Annotated in this window: 19 protein-coding genes and 1 pseudogene; 9 read left to right on the top strand and 11 right to left on the bottom strand. The window is 31.2% G+C overall.

The window, feature by feature from the left end; genetic code table 11:
• Positions 1–72 precede the first annotated feature (72 nt).
• From OQH62_RS03710 to OQH62_RS03695, 4 genes are all read left to right on the top strand, one after another.
• Positions 73–615, top strand: coding sequence for a hypothetical protein (locus OQH62_RS03710; RefSeq protein WP_266013954.1), 543 nt, complete (start codon positions 73–75; stop codon positions 613–615).
• A gap of 66 nt (positions 616–681) precedes the next feature.
• On the top strand, positions 682–1,731 hold the full coding sequence (locus tag OQH62_RS03705) for a hypothetical protein (RefSeq protein ID WP_266013951.1): 1,050 nt from the start codon (positions 682–684) through the stop codon (positions 1,729–1,731).
• Positions 1,732–1,842: 111 nt separating this feature from the next.
• The gene (locus OQH62_RS03700) at positions 1,843–2,352 is read left to right on the top strand and encodes a hypothetical protein (RefSeq protein WP_266013948.1); all 510 of its coding nucleotides are present in this window, start codon (positions 1,843–1,845) and stop codon (positions 2,350–2,352) included.
• A gap of 272 nt (positions 2,353–2,624) precedes the next feature.
• Positions 2,625–5,429 carry an FAD-binding and (Fe-S)-binding domain-containing protein gene (locus OQH62_RS03695; protein ID WP_266013945.1) on the top strand — a complete coding sequence of 935 codons (2,805 nt, stop codon included), beginning with the start codon at positions 2,625–2,627 and terminating at the stop codon, positions 5,427–5,429.
• Here the strand turns inward: OQH62_RS03695 and OQH62_RS03690 are convergent.
• The 5 genes from OQH62_RS03690 to OQH62_RS03670 form a co-directional block, all read right to left on the bottom strand.
• Positions 5,416–5,985 (bottom strand): anthranilate synthase component II, encoded by a 570-nt coding sequence (locus tag OQH62_RS03690; RefSeq protein ID WP_266013942.1) that lies wholly within the window; start codon positions 5,983–5,985, stop codon positions 5,416–5,418. The genes OQH62_RS03695 and OQH62_RS03690 overlap by 14 nt on opposite strands.
• Complete coding sequence (locus OQH62_RS03685; protein ID WP_266013939.1) at positions 5,982–7,751, bottom strand: bifunctional chorismate-binding protein/class IV aminotransferase; 1,770 nt, start codon at positions 7,749–7,751, stop codon at positions 5,982–5,984. The genes OQH62_RS03690 and OQH62_RS03685 overlap by 4 nt, the downstream gene beginning before the upstream one ends.
• Positions 7,741–8,805 (bottom strand): tyrosine-type recombinase/integrase, encoded by a 1,065-nt coding sequence (locus tag OQH62_RS03680; protein WP_266013935.1) that lies wholly within the window; start codon positions 8,803–8,805, stop codon positions 7,741–7,743. The genes OQH62_RS03685 and OQH62_RS03680 overlap by 11 nt, the downstream gene beginning before the upstream one ends.
• A gap of 195 nt (positions 8,806–9,000) precedes the next feature.
• Positions 9,001–9,741: a hypothetical protein gene (locus OQH62_RS03675; protein WP_266013932.1), complete on the bottom strand. Its 741-nt coding sequence runs from the start codon at positions 9,739–9,741 to the stop codon at positions 9,001–9,003.
• A complete protein-coding gene (locus OQH62_RS03670) occupies positions 9,741–10,691 on the bottom strand; it encodes a DNA-methyltransferase (RefSeq protein ID WP_266013930.1) in 951 nt (316 codons plus the stop codon). The genes OQH62_RS03675 and OQH62_RS03670 overlap by 1 nt, the downstream gene beginning before the upstream one ends.
• A 217-nt stretch (positions 10,692–10,908) precedes the next feature.
• Here OQH62_RS03670 and OQH62_RS08750 point away from each other — a divergent pair.
• The 4 genes and pseudogenes from OQH62_RS08750 to OQH62_RS03655 form a co-directional block, all read left to right on the top strand.
• Positions 10,909–11,025, top strand: a pseudogene (locus OQH62_RS08750) (S24 family peptidase); the annotation flags it as partial.
• 445 nt (positions 11,026–11,470) lie between these two features.
• Entirely contained in the window at positions 11,471–12,103 is a 633-nt protein-coding gene (locus tag OQH62_RS03665) for a thiol:disulfide interchange protein DsbA/DsbL (protein WP_266013928.1), read from the top strand.
• Positions 12,100–12,738 (top strand): disulfide bond formation protein B, encoded by a 639-nt coding sequence (locus OQH62_RS03660; protein ID WP_266013926.1) that lies wholly within the window; start codon positions 12,100–12,102, stop codon positions 12,736–12,738. The genes OQH62_RS03665 and OQH62_RS03660 overlap by 4 nt, the downstream gene beginning before the upstream one ends.
• Positions 12,739–12,783: 45 nt before the next feature.
• Complete coding sequence (locus OQH62_RS03655) at positions 12,784–12,930, top strand: hypothetical protein (RefSeq protein WP_266013924.1); 147 nt, start codon at positions 12,784–12,786, stop codon at positions 12,928–12,930.
• Between the two features lie 59 nt (positions 12,931–12,989).
• Here the strand turns inward: OQH62_RS03655 and OQH62_RS03650 are convergent, their stop codons facing one another.
• From OQH62_RS03650 to OQH62_RS03625, 6 genes are read right to left on the bottom strand one after another with little or no spacing between them, the layout of a single operon-like run.
• Positions 12,990–13,379, bottom strand: coding sequence for a DUF2339 domain-containing protein (locus OQH62_RS03650; RefSeq protein WP_266013922.1), 390 nt, complete (start codon positions 13,377–13,379; stop codon positions 12,990–12,992).
• 14 nt (positions 13,380–13,393) lie between these two features.
• Positions 13,394–15,910 carry a DUF2339 domain-containing protein gene (locus tag OQH62_RS03645; protein WP_266013919.1) on the bottom strand — a complete coding sequence of 839 codons (2,517 nt, stop codon included), beginning with the start codon at positions 15,908–15,910 and terminating at the stop codon, positions 13,394–13,396.
• Positions 15,911–16,234, bottom strand: coding sequence for a tryptophan synthase subunit alpha (locus OQH62_RS03640; protein ID WP_266013917.1), 324 nt, complete (start codon positions 16,232–16,234; stop codon positions 15,911–15,913).
• On the bottom strand, positions 16,224–17,273 hold the full coding sequence (locus OQH62_RS03635) for a DHH family phosphoesterase (RefSeq protein WP_266013915.1): 1,050 nt from the start codon (positions 17,271–17,273) through the stop codon (positions 16,224–16,226). Before OQH62_RS03635 ends, OQH62_RS03640 begins: the two co-directional genes overlap by 11 nt.
• An 8-nt stretch (positions 17,274–17,281) precedes the next feature.
• Positions 17,282–19,447 carry a flagellar biosynthesis protein FlhA gene (flhA, locus tag OQH62_RS03630; protein ID WP_266013913.1) on the bottom strand — a complete coding sequence of 722 codons (2,166 nt, stop codon included), beginning with the start codon at positions 19,445–19,447 and terminating at the stop codon, positions 17,282–17,284.
• Positions 19,434–19,844, bottom strand: a complete 411-nt coding sequence (locus tag OQH62_RS03625; RefSeq protein WP_266013911.1) for an Rrf2 family transcriptional regulator — start codon at positions 19,842–19,844, stop codon at positions 19,434–19,436. The genes flhA and OQH62_RS03625 overlap by 14 nt, the downstream gene beginning before the upstream one ends.
• A gap of 183 nt (positions 19,845–20,027) precedes the next feature.
• Here OQH62_RS03625 and rpsO point away from each other — a divergent pair, with 183 nt between their 5' ends.
• Positions 20,028–20,303, top strand: coding sequence for a 30S ribosomal protein S15 (gene rpsO / locus OQH62_RS03620; RefSeq protein WP_266013910.1), 276 nt, complete (start codon positions 20,028–20,030; stop codon positions 20,301–20,303).
• Positions 20,304–20,313: the final 10 nt, after the last annotated feature.

The following is a 20,313-nucleotide window of genomic DNA, read 5'->3' as shown; positions in this document are numbered from 1 at the left end:
TTTAATTTTTAAGACAAAATTTATTTTATTCCTTAATAATAAAACATTAAACAACAATTAAAGGAGTAAAAAATGAAAAAACTTTGTTTGGTTTTATTCTTTCTAAGCCTTAGTACACTCAATGCAAAAGATGTACTTGCTTTAGCAAGTAATGGTACTTTACATTCGAATTCTCAAGGTGTAAAACTTTTAAATGATGAAGAAATGGCACAGGTTAAGGGAGGATATTACTGGATAACAGGTTTAGTTGATACAAAAAATTTAAAACACGATTCTTTGGGGAATGTTTATGGCTCATTTATAGCTAGAGGTGAAGTTCATCCTGACCAGCTTGATAAACTTTATGGTTTTACTTATTTTAAAGTAGAGTATAGAAGCTATACAGAACATCCTAGATTTTTTAATTATAGCGGGTACGAATATCTTTTTATCCCTTATGATTTTAAAACACACAAACCAAAAATTACAAATCATTTAAATAAAGCTTTAGCTTTTACTGAAAAACAAGTATACAATTTTGATCCAAAAATAGTGTATGCAAGCAGAGCCATTACAGAAGGATATAATGCCTATAAAAGATATGAAAGGGCAGTCCTTGATCGTAATAGATTCTAAGTTGCCATAAAATATGGCACACTTTTTGCTTGTTTCTTTGTAGAATAAATTTTTAAGGAGTAAGCAATGAACTTAAGCTTTCAAACATTCAATCCATTGTCAAATCACATTCGCAATCAAACAAATTCTTTTTCAACATACAATCTTGAAAATAAGACAAATTTTCAACAAAACTTGGAAAAAGAACTTCAAGTAAAAAATAGTGAAATACAAAAAGAGCAAGAAATAATGCAAGAAACAAAAGCAAACAATACTCTTGAAAACATTAAAGAAGATCTTGAATCTTTGCTTCCTGCTAAAGACCTTGCTAAAGAGAATTTTCCCAAGATTGCTAATGCTTTAAATTCGCTTAGTAATGCTGATACAAATGAAAAGGTTGAGTGGCATTCTTTAAGCAAAGAACAACAAAAACAATTACTTAAGTTTTTATCGGACGAATTATTCAGTCATCAAGACTATATGAAAGATAAAAATATTGATTTTTTTGAAGTAAAGATTCATTATGATGGAAAATATGTTTCTGCTTCTAGCGAATTTATAGATTCAAAAGGCGAGAAAATAAATATATCAAAACTTTTTATGGAATTTTTGATTACAAATGAAGAAGATAAGAGATTGGCGAATTCTATGACAACAAGAAGATATTCTGGTTTTTTTAATCAAGACGCTCAAAGATCCTTAGATGAACTTGCAAAAGACTATGTAAGAGGAGATACAGATAATTATTTTGGGTTTTTGAAAAAAAAGATAGATGGACAAGATTCTTCGTCAAGTTTTTTTGATACATTTTATAAACACTTAGAAATCCTTGAATTGATAGCCAAAAGAGAGTTTGAATCTGAAAAACTTGAGGAATCTCAAAATGTACGCAATTTTACCCAAACAATTTCACAAGAGCAAAACATTAGCAATATGTTTACTCATTCTATAAATCTGTACTATGAACAGTATGCTGCAAACATACAAAATCTTTTTGAAATGTTTTTACTTGAAACTTCTAGCGGAATACAAAAGAATGATTCTATGCACAATTCCACCCATCATATAAAATCAAACACTATCTCAACAAAATACCAACAAGATGAAATGTTGCAAAGAGTATTAAAAAGTGTTTGACTTGGTTAAAGCGTTTTTACCGATTCGATTAATAAGGCAGGACAGCCATTTTTAAACGAAGCTCAAAGAGCGTTTCAAAGTTTTTATAGATTTTAATAGGGAGTAAAGATAATGGAAATTCAAAATACTACATTTACACCAACTAATAGGGTTTTATTTGCTGGAGGTGCAAATTGTTTTTCTGTTTTTGAATACTATGAAGAAAGTTTTACTTCCGTTCAAGCTGAAACTTTGTCCCAAAAAATCATATCAGACACCACTAGTTTTATCTATGAGGAAAAAGCTCATAAACAAGTAGTGCAAACCTCACACATAAAATACAGGCGTATTGAACGTTTGACCAGAGAAGAAGAAGATAGTTTACCTATTTTTTATACTATTCCCATCATTACAAAATGGGTGGAATATGATATAAAGTTTATCTACGATGAGGCAAAAGGAGCTCTAGTTGAAAAACGAAATGAACGTACTTATATTGAAGTAGATGCAGATTATAGTGCTACAAGAATTAGTCTTTCACAAAAGAAAAATAACTATCAAGTACAAAATCCAGATTGCCTCAAAAAATTCCACAATCAAGCAAAAAATAAACTTTTAAAAGAACTTTTAGCAAATGCTTGAATAATTAGGTTATGAAAATAAAATAGTGGAGTTACAATGCTAGAATCTTTCATTGCTCAATTAATAGAAGCCTTTATTCTTTGTAAGAAAAAAGGCTTACTTTGTTTTCTTTTTTTAGCTCTCATAGCTTTTATTCTCTTTCTTATTTTTTCTAAGTTGTATGGGTATTTATAACAATCTTTCATAGCAGAGCTTTTATTGTTAATGAGGTTGTCTTTTTTTGAAATAAAGAGTATGATTTTACGCTGTTTATACAAAAAAAAGGAAATGCAATGCAGGATTACAATGGTTTCTATAAAGAAGCAAAAAAAATTTTTAAAGAAAGAATTTATAAAGATTATTTGAGACGTTTTTGTTATGGCGTTGAAGCCTCGTGTTATAGCTATGTACCACAGCTTGTAGTAATGGTACAAAATGAAGCAGAAATTATCCAAGCTTATAAACTTTCAAACAAATATAATACTCCTCTATGTTTTCGTGGTGCAGGGACAAGTTTAAGCGGACAAAGTTCGTGTGAAAGCATTTTGGTTATACTTGATCATTCTTGGCAAAATATTACCATTGATAAAAATGTACATTCAATAAGGCTTGATTGTGGAGTAATAGGGCAAAATGCCAATGAACTTTTAAAACCCTTTGCTAAAAAAATAGGACCTGATCCAGCCACTTTGGCAGCAGCGCAAATTGGTGGGATCGTTAATAACAACTCAAGTGGAATGTGCTGTGGGGTACAACAGAATTCTTATAATACCTTGCAATCTATACGAGTGATTTTAAATGATGGTTGTGTGCTTGATACTGCTGATATTTTAAGTGTTGAAACCTTTAAAAAAACACACGCCACACTCATAGAACAAGTGCTAAAATTACGACAAGAGATTCTTCAGGATGAGGAATTAAAACAACTTATAGAAAAAAAATATAAAATCAAAAATACAACAGGTTATAGTTTAAATTCTCTCCTTGATTTTGAAGATCCTATTGATATTATTGCGCATTTATTTGTTGGAAGTGAGGGGACTTTAGGTTTTGTTTCTAGTGTAGAATTACAATGCGTTAAAGATTCGCCATTTAAAGCCTGTGCCTTGCTTTTTTATGAAGATATACTTCAAGCAGCTAAAGCTGTTGAAGTGCTTTCTACTTTGAATGATTTTATTTCAAGTGCAGAGATTATGGATTATGCTTCTTTAAAGGCTGCAAGTAAATTTAAAGGAGTCCCAAAAGTACTTATGAACCTAACACAAGGGACAAGCTGTATCTTAATACAAAGTGAAAGCGATGACAGAAAGAACTTAGAAAAACAAGTAAAAAAAATCAAAGAGGTTTTGAAAATGTGTCCTACTTGTTTGCCATTTGAATTTTCCTTTGATGAACAAGTGTATGCTTCTTGGTGGAAGATTCGCAAAGGACTTTTTCCAATAGCTGCTACATCAAAAAGAGCTGAATCTTCTGTAATTACAGAGGATATTTGTTTTGAAATCAAGGACTTAGGCAAAGGGATACTTCAAATTCAAAAACTCTTTAAAAAATATGGTTTTGAAAATAATGGAATCATTTTTGGACACGCTTTAGCCGGGAATATACATTTTATCATCACCCCTGTTTTAACACAAAAAGAGGAATTTGAAAATTTTTCACAACTTGTTGAGGAGATGGCGCAAAAGGTTGTAAAGCTTGGAGGTAGTATTAAAGCAGAGCACGGAACAGGCAGAATGATCGCTCCTTTTGTAGAGCTTGAATGGGGTAAGAAAGCTTACCAACTCCACAGAAAAATAAAAGCTATTTTTGATCCAAAAGGACTGTTAAATCCCGATGTTATTATTAGTGATGATAAAGAGATTTATAAAAAAAATATTAAACAAGCTACCCTTGTAGATGAATTTTTAAATGATTGTGTAGAATGTGGTTTTTGTGAAAAAAATTGTCCTTCGCATAAATTTACCCTAAGTCCAAGACAGAGAATAGCCTTACAAAGAGAAATAAAAAGGCTTGAGGGGAAAATTGATGAGCAAAGTAAAAAATTGCTTTTAGAATTAAAACAAGGACTAGAATATTTTAGCATTCAAACTTGCGCCACCTGTTCAATGTGCGAAGAACTCTGTCCTGTTGGTATTGATACAGCCCAAATAGCTCTTAGGTATAAACATAACACTCAAGGTAAGATTTCTAAGAAGATTGCTAATTTTACTTCCTCAAATTTTAGTAAAACTTTAAATATTGCCAAAGCTTCTTTGACTTTTTCCCATTTTGTTGGGGCTGAAAAAATGCACAAATCAAGTTTTTGGCTTCACAAACAATTCAAATCTTTTCCTGTCTTTTTGAAAAACACTCCAAAAGCTAGTGTTTTTCAATTTAAAAATAAAAACTTTGGCTTTGATGAGAGTGTTTTGTACTTTACAAGTTGTTTAAACAGAGTTTTTCGTCCATCAGGATTTGCTTATGATATGAGGACTTTGCAAGAAGTATTTGAGAGTTTATGTAAAAAAGCAAAAATTAATGTTATATATCCAAAACAAATAACTTCAATGTGTTGTGGTAAGGCTTTTAGCGATTTTCATCACTCAAAAGAAAAACTCTTTATGCAAAATAAAGAGTTTTTTGAACAGATGAATTTTAAAATAGTCCTTGATCACGGTGCTTGCAGTGCTGAGATGAAAAAGGTATTTCAAGATGAAAAATTTGAAATTTATGATTTAAGCGAATATTTGCTTGAAGTATTAGCTCCAAGACTTCGTTTTTCTAAGAGTGATGAGAATGTCGGTATTTATACTATGTGTGCTAGTAAAAAACTTGGACTTGAAGATACTATGTTGAAATTAGCAAAACTCTGCACAAGAGGGGAGATATTTAAAGACCAAATGGCTTGTTGCGGTTTTTCTGGTTATAAAGGTTTTTTTATTCCAGAACTCAGCAAAAACGCAACTCAAAATTTTACGAATTTTTATAGAAAAACTACTCTTAAACGAGGTTTTAGTAATTCAAGTACTTGTGAAATAGGTTTGAGTGAGCAAAGCGGTTTTTCGTGGCAACATATAGCCTATTTTTTAGACCAGCAAAGCAGTTCTAAAGACGAATAAAATTGGCAAGTATTTTTTTGCCTTCTTGTGTTAAAACAGACTCAGGATGAAATTGAATGCCAAAAATATTGTATTTTTTATGCCTTAAAGCCATAATAACTTTTTCATCGCTTTTTGCTAAAACCTTGCAGTTTTTAGGCATTTTCGCCACATATAAAGAATGATAAAGACAAATTTGAGGTTTTTTCTTTACACCTCTAAAAAACTTCTCTTTTTTAAAATGTAAAGTGCTTATTTTGCCGTGAGTTGGATTATGCAACTGCGCAACTTTTCCACCAAAAACCTCTGCTATACATTGATGACCAAGACAAATGCCTAGAATTTTTTTTGTTTTTTTAAAATACTTAATAGCCTTAAGAGAGCCTGCAACTTGTTTTGGAGAATTTGGACCCGGCGAGATGATGAGATGTGAAAAATCAAATTTTTTGAGTTCTTTTGCTTTTTGAAATTCATCGTTGTAAATAATTGTAATTTTGCAGTTTAATTCTTTAAGATACAAAGCAATTGTATGAGTAAAAGAATCATAGTTATCAATGATTAAAACGCGTTTTTTCATAGTCTTACTTTTTTTAAGCCTCTTACTGAATTGATGCAATAAAGAGCATCAGCATAAAGCAAATCTTCTTTGAAAAGTCTTTTTTCTTTTATAATATTGAGTTTTAATAAAAAATTGCGGTAAATTCCATTAAGCAATCCACTTTGCAGGGCAGGTGTGTAAAACTGCTTGTCTTTCTTTATAATGATATTTGTTCTTGTTCCTTCGCAAAGCTCTTTTTTTTCATTAAAAAAAGCAAGATCATAGCATCTATTTTTTTGCCATTGAATACTTTGAGTATCATAAATGCTTCGTAAAGAGCTTTTGTGAAAAAGATTATCGCTTTTTGAATACAGAGTAATAGGGCTTATAAGCAATATATCGCTTGTATTTTCTTTTAATGGAGAATGATTGAGTTCATACTCTCCATTTTTGTGTAAAACAATATGTATTATTCCTTCTTCAAAGCCACAATCAAAAGGAAATAAAAAAGAATGTTGTTCAAAAAAAAGTTTTTTGTTGATCTCATAAAGGTTAAGATGAGTGAAATCTTTGAAATTAGTCTGAGTGTGTAAAATATTTTGGAAATTCTTAGAGAGTTTATTTGTCTTAAAACCAAGTTTTAGCCCCGAATTTATAAGTCTTTGTAAATGCTGTTTTAAAAAGAGAATAGTACCATTTTTATACAAAAGAGTTTCAAAAAGAAAGTATTTTTTTGGCTGTAAAAAGGCACTTTTAAGTTCAAGCTCTTTGAATTCATCATAACATTTTGAATCCCATACTAAACCACTTCCAACGCTATAATGATAGATTGAGTCGCGTTTTTGAAGTGTTCGTATTGCAACGCTAAATTTAGCTTTCTTTTTATGGACAAGTCCTATGCTACCACAATATATCCCTCGCTCTCTTTGTTCAAGTTTTTCAATAAGTTTTAAGGTTTCAAGTTTTGGGCAACCGCTTATAGAACCGCAAGGAAAGAGAGCTTGAAAAATAGAATATAATTGTATTTCTTTACGCAATTTACCCTTTACAGTTGAACTCATTTGATGTAGAGTAGGGTAGCTTGTAAGTTGGAATAATTTTGCTTGGAGACTGTTTTTTTTGATGAGTTTGGCAATATCATTGCGCAAAAGGTCAGTTATCATCACATTTTCACTGCGATTTTTATCATCCTGTTTTAAAAACGCCTTTCTTTGTTTATCAAGTTTAAGATTTTCATCTCTTGGAGCTGTACCTTTCATAGGTTTTGCGACAATTCTTTTTTTATTGATTTTAAAAAAAAGCTCGGGAGAAAAAGAAAGAATCTCACTCGAAGTGGTTTTAATATATGCTTTAAAAACTGTGTTTTGTCTTGGAAGTAGAAGATTGAAAAGAAAAAAACCATCAAGTTTACTTTTAAAGCAAAAACTTTGAGTGAGATTAACTTGATAGCTTTGTCCTTTCGCAATAGCTTTTTTAACTTGGAAAAAATTTTTTTTATACTCACGCTTGTTTAAAGTATGTATTACTTCAGGTAAAAAAGCTTCTTCATCAAGTTTTAAAGGAGTGAATTTTTTTCTTTTTTTATACGCAAAACAACAAAAATACGGTTGAGTGCTTCTATATGTTTTACTGTATAAATAATGATAGAATTCATATTCCACACAAAGAATAAAATAGAATGTATTTTTGTATTTTTCTATGAGTGTAAAACATCTTTGACTTTCTTTTTGGTTGTGCGCATATAAGCTGAAAGCTAAATCATAGTAAAAAAAGTCTGAAAAGACACAAAATTCTTTATGAATCATTAAGCTCCTTTGCAACTTGAGCTGCTAATTTGAGCTTATCATTATCAAAATGTGTATAAATACGCGAGGTATTCACACTCGCATGCCCTAGTGCTTCTTGGACTAGAACAAGATCTTTTTGTTTTTTATAAAGCATAGTAGCAAAAGTATGTCGAAGCATATGAGCTCCATTTTTCTGCTTACGAATTCCAGCTTTAAACAAGAGCTGTTCTACTATACGACTGATATAAGCTTGGGTGAGAGGAGTGCCTTTTTTATTAACAAAGAGTAGGGCATCTTTACTCATATAATTGATAGCAACATTATCAAACAAATGGGCTATAAGTTCTTTTTTAATCATTACTACACGGTATTTATTTCCTTTTGCACGAATACGGATAACAAATAAATCATTTTCTTCGCTTACATCACCCATTTTAATATTAATAGCCTCACTCACGCGAATACCTGTAAAAATGATGATTTTAATAATGAGCTTATTGCGGATTGTATTACTTTTAAAATCAGCATTTTCAATAGCATCAAGAAATTTCTTTAATTCTTCCTCACTCATAAATTCAGGTAATTTCACTCCTTTAGTGCCTACAATTCCAGCCCAATTTTTAAGACTTATATCAAAGAGGTGAGCTTTGTGTTCTTCTTCATTTTGTTTGTCTAAAAAATCAAAGAAATTAATGATTGCAATGCGATAATTTTTTTTACTTGCATCAGAAAGAGATCCTGTAATGCTTGCCAAAATTTCAACAATTAAAGTTTCATCAATTTGTTTAATAGAATAGAGCTTATAAAAGCAGAGATATTCAAAGAGTTTTTTGAGAGGATTAAAATAGGTATTCACACCGCTAAGTCCGGCATTTCTAGCTTGTTTCACAAGGGCGTCTAATTGATCTATATGTTTTACACCTTTAGCAAGAGCAAAATTAACTTGTGTGAGAATTTCAGGTTTTTTAAGTTCTTTATTTGAAAGAGAGCTAAGTTTAAATTTGACATACTTTCCAAGCCAAAATAAAAAAGATTTTTCAAAATTTTCTTCACAATCTAAAGGGTATTTCATACAAACAGCTTCCTTAAAAATTTTCTAATATATAGAGTTTATTGTAATATGAACTTAGTAAAAAAAAGCTTTTTTATAATTGTAAGCAATATATTAGTTTGTAAGAATTTTTATACAAAAACTTTTAAATACCATCTGTATTCGGTATTCCAAAAAAACTATTTGGCAAACACTTATCTAATGTCAAAATTTTTTCTACTTCAATTTCAAAAGCTTTTTCAAAAACTCTAAAAAATATTCTTTGGTATTCGTGCTTACTCGTTTGAAATATTTTTCAACCACTCTTTTGCCATCATCAGAATCTACTATTTCTATTACCCTGCCTGTTTTATCATAAATCCACCTATCTCTGTCAGGGCGGTTACACACTTGACATTGAGGGATAATGTTGCCAATTTCTAGCGGTAGGCTAGGATTCATATGTCCCTCTTGTAATATAGTCTTTTCATTTTTGCGGATATTGTGAGGTTCTCCCTCAATGCTCCCGCAAGTCGCACATTTATAATCGTATTCTTTTTTCAATTCTTCAAAGTCTGCAGATTCTATCCCACTTCTTCTATCAGGCTTAAATGAGGGATAAGGCTTTTCTAGGGTAATGAGTTGATAATGTCCCGCTGGAATCTTGACTCCTATATCGCCTCTTGTGCCAGAGATGATATAAAATCCACCTTGTTTGCTTAAGTGTCTTGCTTGTTGCACATCACTTACATCAGGATAAAATGCTCTTATAAAGTCTGTTAATTGCGCTTTTGAAACTGCTCGTGTGTTTGGGTAATTTCTTGCTAAATATGCTAAGACAAGTGCATCTTTTGTATATTGTCCATTTGTGTTTTTTAGTTTTGTAGGCTTTATTCCATAGTCTTTAAGATATTTTTCATAATATTGTGTAATGAGGTTGAAAGTTTGCAAGATTTCTTGTTCGCTAAGATTTTGCATTACAAAACTTCTTTTTCTATTCTTTGTTTTGCGATTTCAAAATATTTTTTCTCAATCTCATAGCCAATACATCGCCTTTTAGTCTGTAATGCAGCAATAATATGAGAGCCACTTCCCATAAATGGGTCTAAAATGACTTGTCCCTCTTGCGTAAAAAGCCTAATCAGATGAGAAATAAGTCGCACAGGTTTAGGCGTCAAATGTTCTATTTTCATATTACTTTCACTCTTTCTTGTGTGTTTAGAAACTTCCATTACATTGCTAGGAAACTTCCCGTCTAAACTCTCTTTTGTATTAATAAGCCCTAATTTATACTTTTGCCAATTTTGCACAAATGTTCCCTCTTTTACCTTTTGTGCCATTACCATAGGTTCAATTTGAGGTTTAAGTTGCGGTGTTTTAAATCCCTCTAATTCTCTGATTAAAGCTTCTTTTTGTGTTTGCGTGAGCTTTTTATCTTTTTTGATAAAGTGTGTTTGAGAAAATGCCTTTGCTTGTCCCTCATATTTCCACGCTAACATATCTCTTATTTCAAATCCTGCTAAATCTAAGCTCATTGCCATTCTATGATAGAGCCTTGCTTGAGAGAATACTATGCAAAATCCCCCTGCCTTTAGGATTCTATAAAATTCTTTCGCTAGAGGAGTCATAAATTCTTGTAATCTTTCCCCTTGTGCCTTATCAAATTTCATACCCACAGGCAACCCTCCAATAACACCACTTTTTGAAGCTTTGGTTTTGAGATTTGTATCGTTCCATTCATTGCCCATACCATCAATAAAATAGGGCGGGTCAGTAATAATACAATCTATTGAATTATCAGGGAGTGATTGAAGTCCTTGTGCGCAGTCTTGATTAAAAATGCGGTAGTTTGGTATCTCTGTTGTATTTTGATATGTGGAATCTGTGAAGTTTTGCATATTTTGCACACTTTCTATTATCGCAGTCATAAAATCTCCTTAAGCTTACATTTGGGTAGTTTAGCGAAACTTTGATAAGACTTTGATAATATTTGTTAAGACATACAAAAATTTCTATTTTCGATTGTCTAATTTAAAAATTCCTAAAAAGGTATTTAAATATTATAGGAAACACAACAAAGATAAGTAAATATTTCTAAATTTTATTCTTAAATGTCCTTGACAAACACTACATTCGGTATTCTAAACTCTTAATTCAATGAAATTTGGAAATTCTATTCCTTATAAACACATCTTAAACTTTTTTATACAAAGAAAGATAAGTATTAATTATTTCTTATTAGTAAGCTCTCTAGATAAAATACTATTTAAAAAAATAATATTAAAATATCTTAATAAAGTCTTATATTATATTTATAATTTTATGATAAAAAGTAAAATCATTTTAAAAATATAATTTTGTATTGAAAACTATAATTTTCAAACTTTTTTATTTATAATATTTAAAAAGCTCTATTTTTGATTTTATATATTAAAATATAGATATTTAAAGAATTTATATTTTGAATAAAAGAAATTTATCCGTGAAATTTATTGTAGTATTTTTACCACTATATTTTGTATATTTTTCACTTCTCACTTTTCAGTTTAAAAATAAAAATTTGATATAAAAAATATATAAGTTTTATTAATTATCAAAAATGTATATTAATTGATAATTATAAGCCCTACTTCTTTTTTATTACAGCTTTTCTTTAAGAACTTTGTATTACTATATATTTCAATTTTTAATTTTCAAAAGGAAAAAAATGTTTCTTCAAAAAATTTCTACATTGTATTTATTATTTATATTTGCAAATTTTGCTTTTGCAGAAGATTTTATAAAACTTGAAAATCCTATCGCACATTCAAAGAATACCGTTATAGAAGCTTTTTCATATAAATGTATTCACTGTTATAACCATCATAAATTTGGTACTCTTGAAAAACTAAGGGCAAAATTTCCAAATTTGCATTATGAGATTTATCCCGTAAGCTTGATGAATGGAAAATTTGCTAAAGAAATCAATGATCTTTTTGCATATGCAAATTTTAAAGATTCTCAAGAAAATAAAGATGCAAGTTATGAGGAAAGTTTTAGTTACAAACTTGCAGATGCGTATTTTGTTTCATATTTTATCAACAAACAAGAGTTTAGAAATCTTGATGAATTGTATGAAATGAGCTTAAAAATCCTCCAGAATGAAAAAAAAGAGCTTGATAGATTTTTAGAAAATAAAGAGGCTAAAGAAATTCTTTCTCGTTTTCAGAGAGTTAATGATATAGCAAAAACTTATGGTACTCCGGCTTTTGTTGTGAATGGTATATATCAAATTAAACCTGAAGCTTTAAGTTCAATGGACGCTTTAGAGAAACTTGTTGAAAGATTAAGTCAAAAATGATTCTTCATTTTTTAGAAAAACAAAAAAAAATATTTTGGTTGTTTCTTTTTCTTTTCCCTTTTTTTCTTGTTCTGTTTGCTCATTATTTTTTTCAAAATTTTCTTTTTATGAAACCTTGCGAACAGTGTGTTCTTATAAGATTTGATATGCTACTTGTAAGTTTTGGGGCTGTATTAGCTCTTATAAATCGCAATTTTTTTATTCAAAGCATCGCTTTTCTATTTTGCTTTTTTGGAATATATAATGGACTAACTCATAGCTTTATTTTGCAGAAAATTTACACTTCATTGCAAGATGAAAACCCTTTTAATGCCACGAGTAATTGCAATATATTTGTTCATTACCCTTTTAACTTGCCTTTAGAACGATGGTTTCCTGATTGGTTTATGCCAACTGGAGAATGTGGTAATGATAAACCCTTTGTCCCAAAAGAAGAGATTTTAAATCCTTTGCAAGAATTTTTCATTGGCAAAGCACCATTCTTTGAAGATGGATTATATTCTAATGGTTGGTATCTTATACCTCAATTACAATTTATTACTATGGCACAATTTTGTATCTTTGCTTTCATTATATGTACTTTTATACTTGTCTTACTTTTTATAAATACCTTATTTTATACTACAAAAAAATAATTTTTGTGATATAATTAACGCGCAATATTTTTTTAAGGTTAATTTATGAAAAATTTGAGTCTTCAAGAAAAGAAAGATTTAGACAGTTATGTATTTCAAAATTTAGAAAAAAAACAAGTTTGTTCTTTCGCAAATTTTTTGCATAATGTTTTTTGTAAAATTAAAACTTGCCTCTTTTGCGGTCAAAAATAATTTTTAAAAATCCAATGCCATTTTGTTTTTAGATTTAAAAATTATACAATTTTCTTTTTCTAATTAGAAAACTTATCTCTATTATCATGCATTTTATTCATATTTTGTGCCTTAGTTTCTTCTTTGCCCATATAGCGAGAATAGATATAAGAGAGTGCAAGAAAAATAATGCCCATAAAGATGAAAAGTACAATCTTAGCAATGCCACCAAATGAACTTGTATCAAGCAAAAAAACTTTTAGGGCAGCAAGGATAAAGAGTAAAAGAGAGTAGATTCTAAAAATATTCATATTCTTTTTGATACAAAAGTATAAGAGTATCACCCCACACAGCACCAAAGCTACCGAATAAGTATAATCTTGCAATGCACTCCTATGCCAAAAATGCCAATTTAGGTCTGTGTCATTAGGTTGTGTGAGAATCTCATAAAAGTAAAACCCATATGCCACACTAAAAAGCAACGCTATAAGCCCAAGTATAAATTTGCATAGAAGATAATTTTTAGCCTATAATATGTAGAATTCTGAAAATATCTCAATATACTTTGAAAATACCACGCAACGAGGAGGCAAGCTATTAATCCAACAAGGAAAAGAGTTATATCATAGAGATTCCAATGAGGGAGAAACATCATAAGCGGATTGTATGCAAATATGCCAAAAATAATCACATCATAATAAAACTTCACACCCAAAAAGCTCAATACAAAAACATAAGCCGATTGCACCTTTGTGCTTAGGGTATTGATGACATACACATATTTTCCCATAATAAGTGCTAAAAACCCGATACATAATGTGCTAAGAGGATAAGGAATATGGTGATTTCCCCTAAAGAGATTGATAGAGGTTAGCTTTTGTATCATTAAAATCACACTTATACAGCAAATACTCAGCAAAGTGATATTGACAAGAGTGTGAAATGCGTAAGTTTTGTGCCTTAAGATAAAAAGCAAAACTGAACAAGAACCAAGAGAGAGTAAAAGAATGTTTAAGTTATAATAAGTGCCTATTACTCCAAGTAGAGCAAGTAATGTATTGAAAATATGCGGAGAATATTCAGTTAGCGGTATTCTTAACCACTCTATAAACAATAAGCCCTCGCTTGAGAATATATTTGCTAATATCCCAAGAGTGATAAAAATATATTCAAAATATGCGATATTGCGTTTGAGAATCTGCCCACCTAGATATGCGAAAATAAGCCCACTAAACACCCATATTACAAAGGGCATACCGCTTAAATGAACTGCACCTATGGCACACAAAATACTATAAAGCAATAAAAGATAATCAAGATTCTTTGCTTTTGTCCATTGTGCGCTGATATATTTGCACACATAGCTATATGCAAAAATGCCCATTGCAAACCATACGCAATATACATATAATGTGTCTTTGCCATTTGCATACATCATTATGCTAAAGCCACATACAGCCATAAATTGTAGCCACAGATACATTATTTTAGCTTTGCTTAGCAAAAGATAAGCAGAGATTGCTCCAAAAAACATTATGCTAAAAATTACAAAAGGTGTGTGTTCTCGCATTAGGCAAAAAAGCAATACTACAAAAGCAAAGCTTGCTATCAAGGGCAGATGTAACGCAAATAGGCTAAGTTGCTTTTGTAATGAGCGAATACAAGGCACAAGTAAGCTCAATATACAAAGCGCAGCTAAAAAAGCATATTCTAGCCAATTTAAAGCTACACCCATATCCTCTCGGTTGATGAGGAAAAATATAAAGAGCAAAGGGCAGAGCGCACTAAAGCCCACAAAAACAAGGAATAAATACGAATCTTTAGGCAAAGAAAACTTTGCGAGTAAAATTATATTGCTTATAAACATACCACCACAGAGGATAAAGAAAATTAGCGGAGCAGAATTTATAAAAGCAAAAAACATCAAAAAATGACACATATATAAAAACATAAGGGCATTTGCAAGGGTTATTAAATAGAGAATCTGCACTTGAGAAGACGCATATCTAAGCGCACAATAGAGACTTATCGCATAAAACATACCCAAATAGCTAAAAACAAAAATAGCATTATAAGCACCACTTGAGAGTAAAAGAGGCGTGGCAAAGCCACCAAGTAGCCCAAAAATGCCAATAACTATGCCCAAACGCACACTTAAGACTAAGCCTACAAGTGCTATAAGGCTTAAAACTACAAGAGTAAAGAAATCGCCAAAGAATCCATAAACCTTAAAGCCTCCATAAAAACTAAAAAAGAGCACTACAAGCGCAGAACCAACGAGGGTTTGAGCGATTGTTTGTAGTGTTTTTGTCGTAGAGGAATTTAAAGTAGAAGTGTTAAGGGGTATTGAGGGCTGTATTTTTGCAATGCGTTTAAAATACAGAGTGCAAAGGTTGTAGATTCTATAAAAAATACTGCGATGATGAGCAAAGTGCAAAGATATACCACTTACAAAAAGTATCCCTCCAAAGCCTATACACAGACTTATGTGCACCACAGGGGTAAGCAAATTATGCTCTAAGGAATAGCGGATAAGGAAAGAAGCTGCAAAAATAAAGAAAATTCCGGCTAAAAACACCATTACCTTTTGTGTGAAAAGCCACTCAAAGTCAAAAAAATCTTTTTGTTTAAGAGCTTGTGATTGCGTTGATTGCATAGTTTTTGAGGTGGCTTTTGGGTTAGAATCTTCACCGAGAGCAGACTTTGAGTTTTCTTGCGTATGTGATGGCTTTGTTGTAGGATTGCTCAAATGAATTGAGCTTTGTGAAAATACTTGTGGAATCGGGGCAGATTCTCCATTTTCGCTGATTTGATTTTTCTTTTGTAAAACTTCGCTTTGTTTATCTTTATTGAGGGCAAACTTAAGAGCAATAATTTGCGTATCGAGAGTGTTTAAATGCTCCTGTAACCTTTTTGTGGAAAAATATGCTATAAGACCGGCAATACTTCCGCATACCACAAGGATAGACAGCAAGATGAATAAAAGTATAAAAAGTTCCATTTATGTTTCTTTGTTCCAACCCATTAGATTTTGCGCGTGTATTTGGAGTTTGCGCGTATAATCTTGCGGACTAAACTGCTGCGTGCTAAGTTCGCTAATATAGCGCACAAAATAGCTGCCAGCCACGATAATATCTACTTTATCTTTTAATGCGCTTACTTGTTCATAGGAGTTTATCCCAAAGCCCTGCGCGATAGGTTTTTTACACTTTTTACGCACAAGTTTCACATAATCAAACAAAGCTTGATCGGAGTTGTGTTTTTTTACCAGCAGCCCTGTTCTATTGACAACATACACAATGGTTTTATGAGAATTACAATACATTTTCTTTTTCTTTTTTAACTTCTTTGCTGGAGATTAAATCGACAATTTGAGATTTAATAAAAGCATAATTTGTACTTTCTTTAAAAGAAAGAAAAACCCCACCACTAGCATTCTTATGCCCTCCTCCGCCAACAAGTTTTTTCGCCATTATGCTTACATCGACTTTCCCATTTGCTCTAAAACTTAAAGTTTTTCTAGAGCTTACATCGATAAAGAAATCAAAGTCTGGATTTTGCACCAAGAATTCATTTCCTATTACAGAAGTGTTACCTATATTTGAAGTTACAATACCTTTATGCCCTTCATAAAATACAGCCATCTCTTCTTTTAAATAGCCTAATTGTTCAACAATATAACGGGCAAGTAAGTTAGAAAGCGTATCATCGTTATGATTTTTTTTGAAAAAGAAGTCTTTTTTAATAAAATGAATAGCATTCTCAAGCAAGATATGAGAATTTTGTTTACATATAAATTCACGCGCCCTATCAAGAAGAAAAAATATATATGTTCTTTGAGCTTCTTTAAACATAACACGATTAATTTCTTTTGCATTAGCAATAAGTCCCAAAAAAACCTTTCCGAGTTCAAAATTATTGTCATTGCTCAACCAAATATCTACAGCATTCACTACATCAACAAAATGATTTAATTTCTGATCTTTAAAGCAAATTTGAGAGAAAAAATGATAGACAATTTTTGCAGCACATCGTGAGTTGTCAAGTAAATACCAGTCATATTTTTGCGAACATTCATAACCACTTTGATGATGATCTAACAAAAAAAGCGCTATTTGTTTTTGTTTGCAAATTGCTTCAAATTCCTCACACTGATTTAAACTCAAATTTAAATCAGTTATCAAAAGTATTGCTTTACCACAATTATTCTCTTTTTCTATATCAGAGGTGATGATATGAAAATTATCATTAATTTCCTTGCCATAATTGGAATTATAAAATTTCACATCTTTAAAGTAAAAATGTATCAAATATTGACACGCATAACCATCAAGATCTGTATGCGAAAGATGATAAATTGTCATTTATTTCCTTAAAGTTCAATTTTAATGATTCCTTCGGTATTAAAATTCGTATTTTCAGCAATTTCTGCAAAACTTAATACGATGATATTTATACTAAAATTATAGCAAATATCACTTATAAATTTGCGCAATTGTGGTTCAACGCAAAGTATAAAAGGTTTAATCCGTCCATTTGCCACAGCTCCAACTTCAGCTCTTAAAGTATCTACCAAAGTTCCTGTTTGAGCTACTGTTAAAGGCAAATGGTAGCTTCCATCACGAAATTGCACATTTTCCATCAAAACAGCAGAACTTGCTGAATCAAGAATGAATATATCCAAATTTCCTTTGTCATCTAAATACATATTGGTAATAGTGCGTGCAAGCGAAGCTCTAACGTGTTCTATAATCATATCGAAACTTTTACTTACTTCAGCTATATCACCCATAGCTTCTAAAATAGTAAGCATATCTTTAATAGGAATTTGATGCTTAAGAAGATCTTTGAGTACTTTTTGCACAAGAGAAACTGAAGTAGCCCCAAGAGCACTTTCAACAATAACAGGATAATCATTTTGAAGTTTATCAAGGAGGTTTTGCACTTCCTGACGTGTTAGAAGTTCTGGGGCGTGAGATTTGATAAGTTCGCTCATATGCGTAGAAACAACACTTGCAGGATCTACAACAATATATCCATTTAAAGTTGCCTCGTCTTTTAAGTTCGCATCGATCCAAAGTGCATCAGAGTGAAATGCTGGATCTTTAGTAGCTATACCTTCAATCTCTTCAGTTATAAAACCACTGTCCATTGCTAAAAATTTATCAGGATAGATCTCTGCATTCGCAATAGCAATACCCTTGAGTTTAAAGCTGTATTCATTAGGTTTGAGTTTAAGATTGTCTCGTATACGAATTTTTGGCATTAAAAAACCTAAATTTTCAGCTATATTCCGTCTCATAGAACGAATTCTTTCGGTAAGTTCTGTCTCTGCAAGTTTAATAAGTCCATATCCAAGTTCAAGTTCAAGTATCTCTACCTTCAGTATATCATTGATTTTATGCTCTTCTTCTTTGATAATTTCCTCTTCACTTTTTCTTGTTGGCTGCACCGCCTGTGTGTTTGTAGCATTTGATTGAGTGTGGGTTTGCATCTGCTTATTTGAAGCAATATGAATCTTTCCTTCTTTAACTTGTTTTGTAAGATAACCAAGACCTAAAAACACCAAAGACATAAATCCCAAAGATAAATGAGGCAATCCGGGCACTAAAGCAAAGATAAAAAGTACGAAACCAACTATCAAAAGTGTGCGGTACTCGCTTAAAAGTTGATTGAGTGTTCCTTCTGCAAAGTTTTCTTCATCTTTACTTGCTCGAGTGATGATAATAGCTGTAGCTGTGGAAGTAATGAGACCGGGAATTTGAGAAACCAATCCATCGCCTATAGTAAGTATAGTAAAAGTGGCAGCAGCAGCATTAATACTCATATCGTGTTGAAAAGAACCTATTAAAAAACCACCGATAAGATTAATAATGGTAATGATAATTCCGGCAATAGCATCGCCTTTAATAAATTTGCTAGAACCGTCCATCGCTCCATAAAAATTTGCTTCAGTAATAATATCCTGCCTTCTTTGTTTTGCAGTATGTTCGTCTATTAATCCTGCATTTAAATCAGCATCAATGGCCATTTGTTTTCCCGGCATAGCATCAAGTGTAAATCGTGCTTGCACTTCAGAAACCCTTGTACTTCCTTTAGTAACAACCATAAAATTAATCAAAACTAAAATACAAAATACTATAACACCGATCACATAATTTCCACCAACTACAAATTCTCCAAAAGCCGCAATGATTTCACTTACAGCTTCAGCTCCATTTTGTCCTTCGCTAAGTATCATACGAGTTGTTGCAATATTTAAGGACAATCTAAAAAGAGTGATAATGAGAATAAGAGTTGGAAAAGTTGTAAGATCTGTAGGTTTTGGTATATAAATAGAAATGAGTATAATCAAAACCGACAAAGCAAGACTTAAAGCGAGAAAAAAATCCAAAATCGCACTTGGTAAAGGGATTATAATAATAGCTAGAATACATACAATAAAAGCAACTATAGTAAGGCTTTTGGCTTTAACAATAGGCGCAATCAAAGGTCCTAAAAAAGGAAAAACGAGATTAACTATCTTATTTTTTGCCATTCTTTTCGATAATATCCATTAGAGTAAGAGAATCTAAAAAATCATCAATTCTATTCTGTAAATTAATAAGCATAGGCATAAGAGAGCAGTTGTGTTCTTTATTGTCAGGGCATATTCCACCACTGCATTCAAATACTGAAATTTCTTTTTTTTCCGCACTGTTTATTATTTCTTTAATACTGTATTCGTTCGGTTCTTTTGCTAAGCAAAAACCGCCTTTTGCTCCTTTGTAAGATTGAAGCAAACCATCTTTAGCTAAATTTTGTAAAATCTTTGCAAGAAAACTTTTTGGAATATCAAGTTGGGTTGCTAAAGTATCAACATCTTGCGGTTTTTCTTTTTGAGAAATAGAAATAAGAGAAAGTAAAGCATATTCGCTAGCTTTAGTAAATAGCACGAAAAACTCCTTAATATATACTTTAACTCAAATTATAGTCAAGAAAACTTAGAAATAGGCTTAAGATTCTTCAATTTAATTATACAAAAAGCCGATTTCAGCTTATTTTTTGTTTTTTGCGTTAAAATTGCAAATTTAACATTAATAAACTTCAAAAAAGCAAATAAAATTAGGAGTATTTAAATGGCTTTAGATGTAACTAAAAAAGCAGAAATTGTTGCAAAATTCGCTACAAAACCGGGCGATACAGGCTCTACTCAAGTGCAAGTAGCACTTTTAAGCGTGAGGATTTCAGATTTGACAGAACATTTAAAAATTTATAAAAAAGACTTTTCTTCTCGTTTGGGACTTTTAAAACTCGTAGGACAAAGAAAAAGACTTTTAACCTATCTTAAACGGAAAAATTATAATTCCTATATGAAACTCATAGGCGAACTTAAAATCAGAGACAGAATTTAGAAAAACAGAT

Origin of the sequence: Campylobacter sp. MIT 21-1684, assembly GCF_026241315.1 — a bacterium.
Classification (GTDB): Bacteria; Campylobacterota; Campylobacteria; order Campylobacterales; family Campylobacteraceae; genus Campylobacter_D.
The sequence above is the reverse complement of the archived record's forward strand: the minus strand, read 5'-3'. Positions and strand labels throughout refer to the sequence as shown.

Excerpts from the sequence above, each read along its gene's own strand:
- OQH62_RS03685 (WP_266013939.1), bottom strand. The coding sequence starts at position 7,751 with ATGATTCATAAAGAATTTTGTGTCTTTTCAGACTTTTTTTACTATGAT.
- OQH62_RS03665 (WP_266013928.1), top strand. The coding sequence starts at position 11,471 with ATGTTTCTTCAAAAAATTTCTACATTGTATTTATTATTTATATTTGCA.
- OQH62_RS03680 (WP_266013935.1), bottom strand. The coding sequence starts at position 8,805 with ATGAAATACCCTTTAGATTGTGAAGAAAATTTTGAAAAATCTTTTTTA.
- OQH62_RS03670 (WP_266013930.1), bottom strand. The coding sequence starts at position 10,691 with ATGACTGCGATAATAGAAAGTGTGCAAAATATGCAAAACTTCACAGAT.
- OQH62_RS03705 (WP_266013951.1), top strand. The coding sequence starts at position 682 with ATGAACTTAAGCTTTCAAACATTCAATCCATTGTCAAATCACATTCGC.
- OQH62_RS03655 (WP_266013924.1), top strand. The coding sequence starts at position 12,784 with ATGAAAAATTTGAGTCTTCAAGAAAAGAAAGATTTAGACAGTTATGTA.
- OQH62_RS03645 (WP_266013919.1), bottom strand. The coding sequence starts at position 15,910 with ATGGAACTTTTTATACTTTTATTCATCTTGCTGTCTATCCTTGTGGTA.
- OQH62_RS03690 (WP_266013942.1), bottom strand. The coding sequence starts at position 5,985 with ATGAAAAAACGCGTTTTAATCATTGATAACTATGATTCTTTTACTCAT.
- OQH62_RS03675 (WP_266013932.1), bottom strand. The coding sequence starts at position 9,741 with ATGCAAAATCTTAGCGAACAAGAAATCTTGCAAACTTTCAACCTCATT.
- OQH62_RS03695 (WP_266013945.1), top strand. The coding sequence starts at position 2,625 with ATGCAGGATTACAATGGTTTCTATAAAGAAGCAAAAAAAATTTTTAAA.
- OQH62_RS03635 (WP_266013915.1), bottom strand. The coding sequence starts at position 17,273 with ATGACAATTTATCATCTTTCGCATACAGATCTTGATGGTTATGCGTGT.
- flhA (WP_266013913.1), bottom strand. The coding sequence starts at position 19,447 with ATGGCAAAAAATAAGATAGTTAATCTCGTTTTTCCTTTTTTAGGACCT.
- rpsO (WP_266013910.1), top strand. The coding sequence starts at position 20,028 with ATGGCTTTAGATGTAACTAAAAAAGCAGAAATTGTTGCAAAATTCGCT.
- OQH62_RS03710 (WP_266013954.1), top strand. The coding sequence starts at position 73 with ATGAAAAAACTTTGTTTGGTTTTATTCTTTCTAAGCCTTAGTACACTC.
- OQH62_RS03640 (WP_266013917.1), bottom strand. The coding sequence starts at position 16,234 with ATGTATTGTAATTCTCATAAAACCATTGTGTATGTTGTCAATAGAACA.
- OQH62_RS03660 (WP_266013926.1), top strand. The coding sequence starts at position 12,100 with ATGATTCTTCATTTTTTAGAAAAACAAAAAAAAATATTTTGGTTGTTT.
- OQH62_RS03700 (WP_266013948.1), top strand. The coding sequence starts at position 1,843 with ATGGAAATTCAAAATACTACATTTACACCAACTAATAGGGTTTTATTT.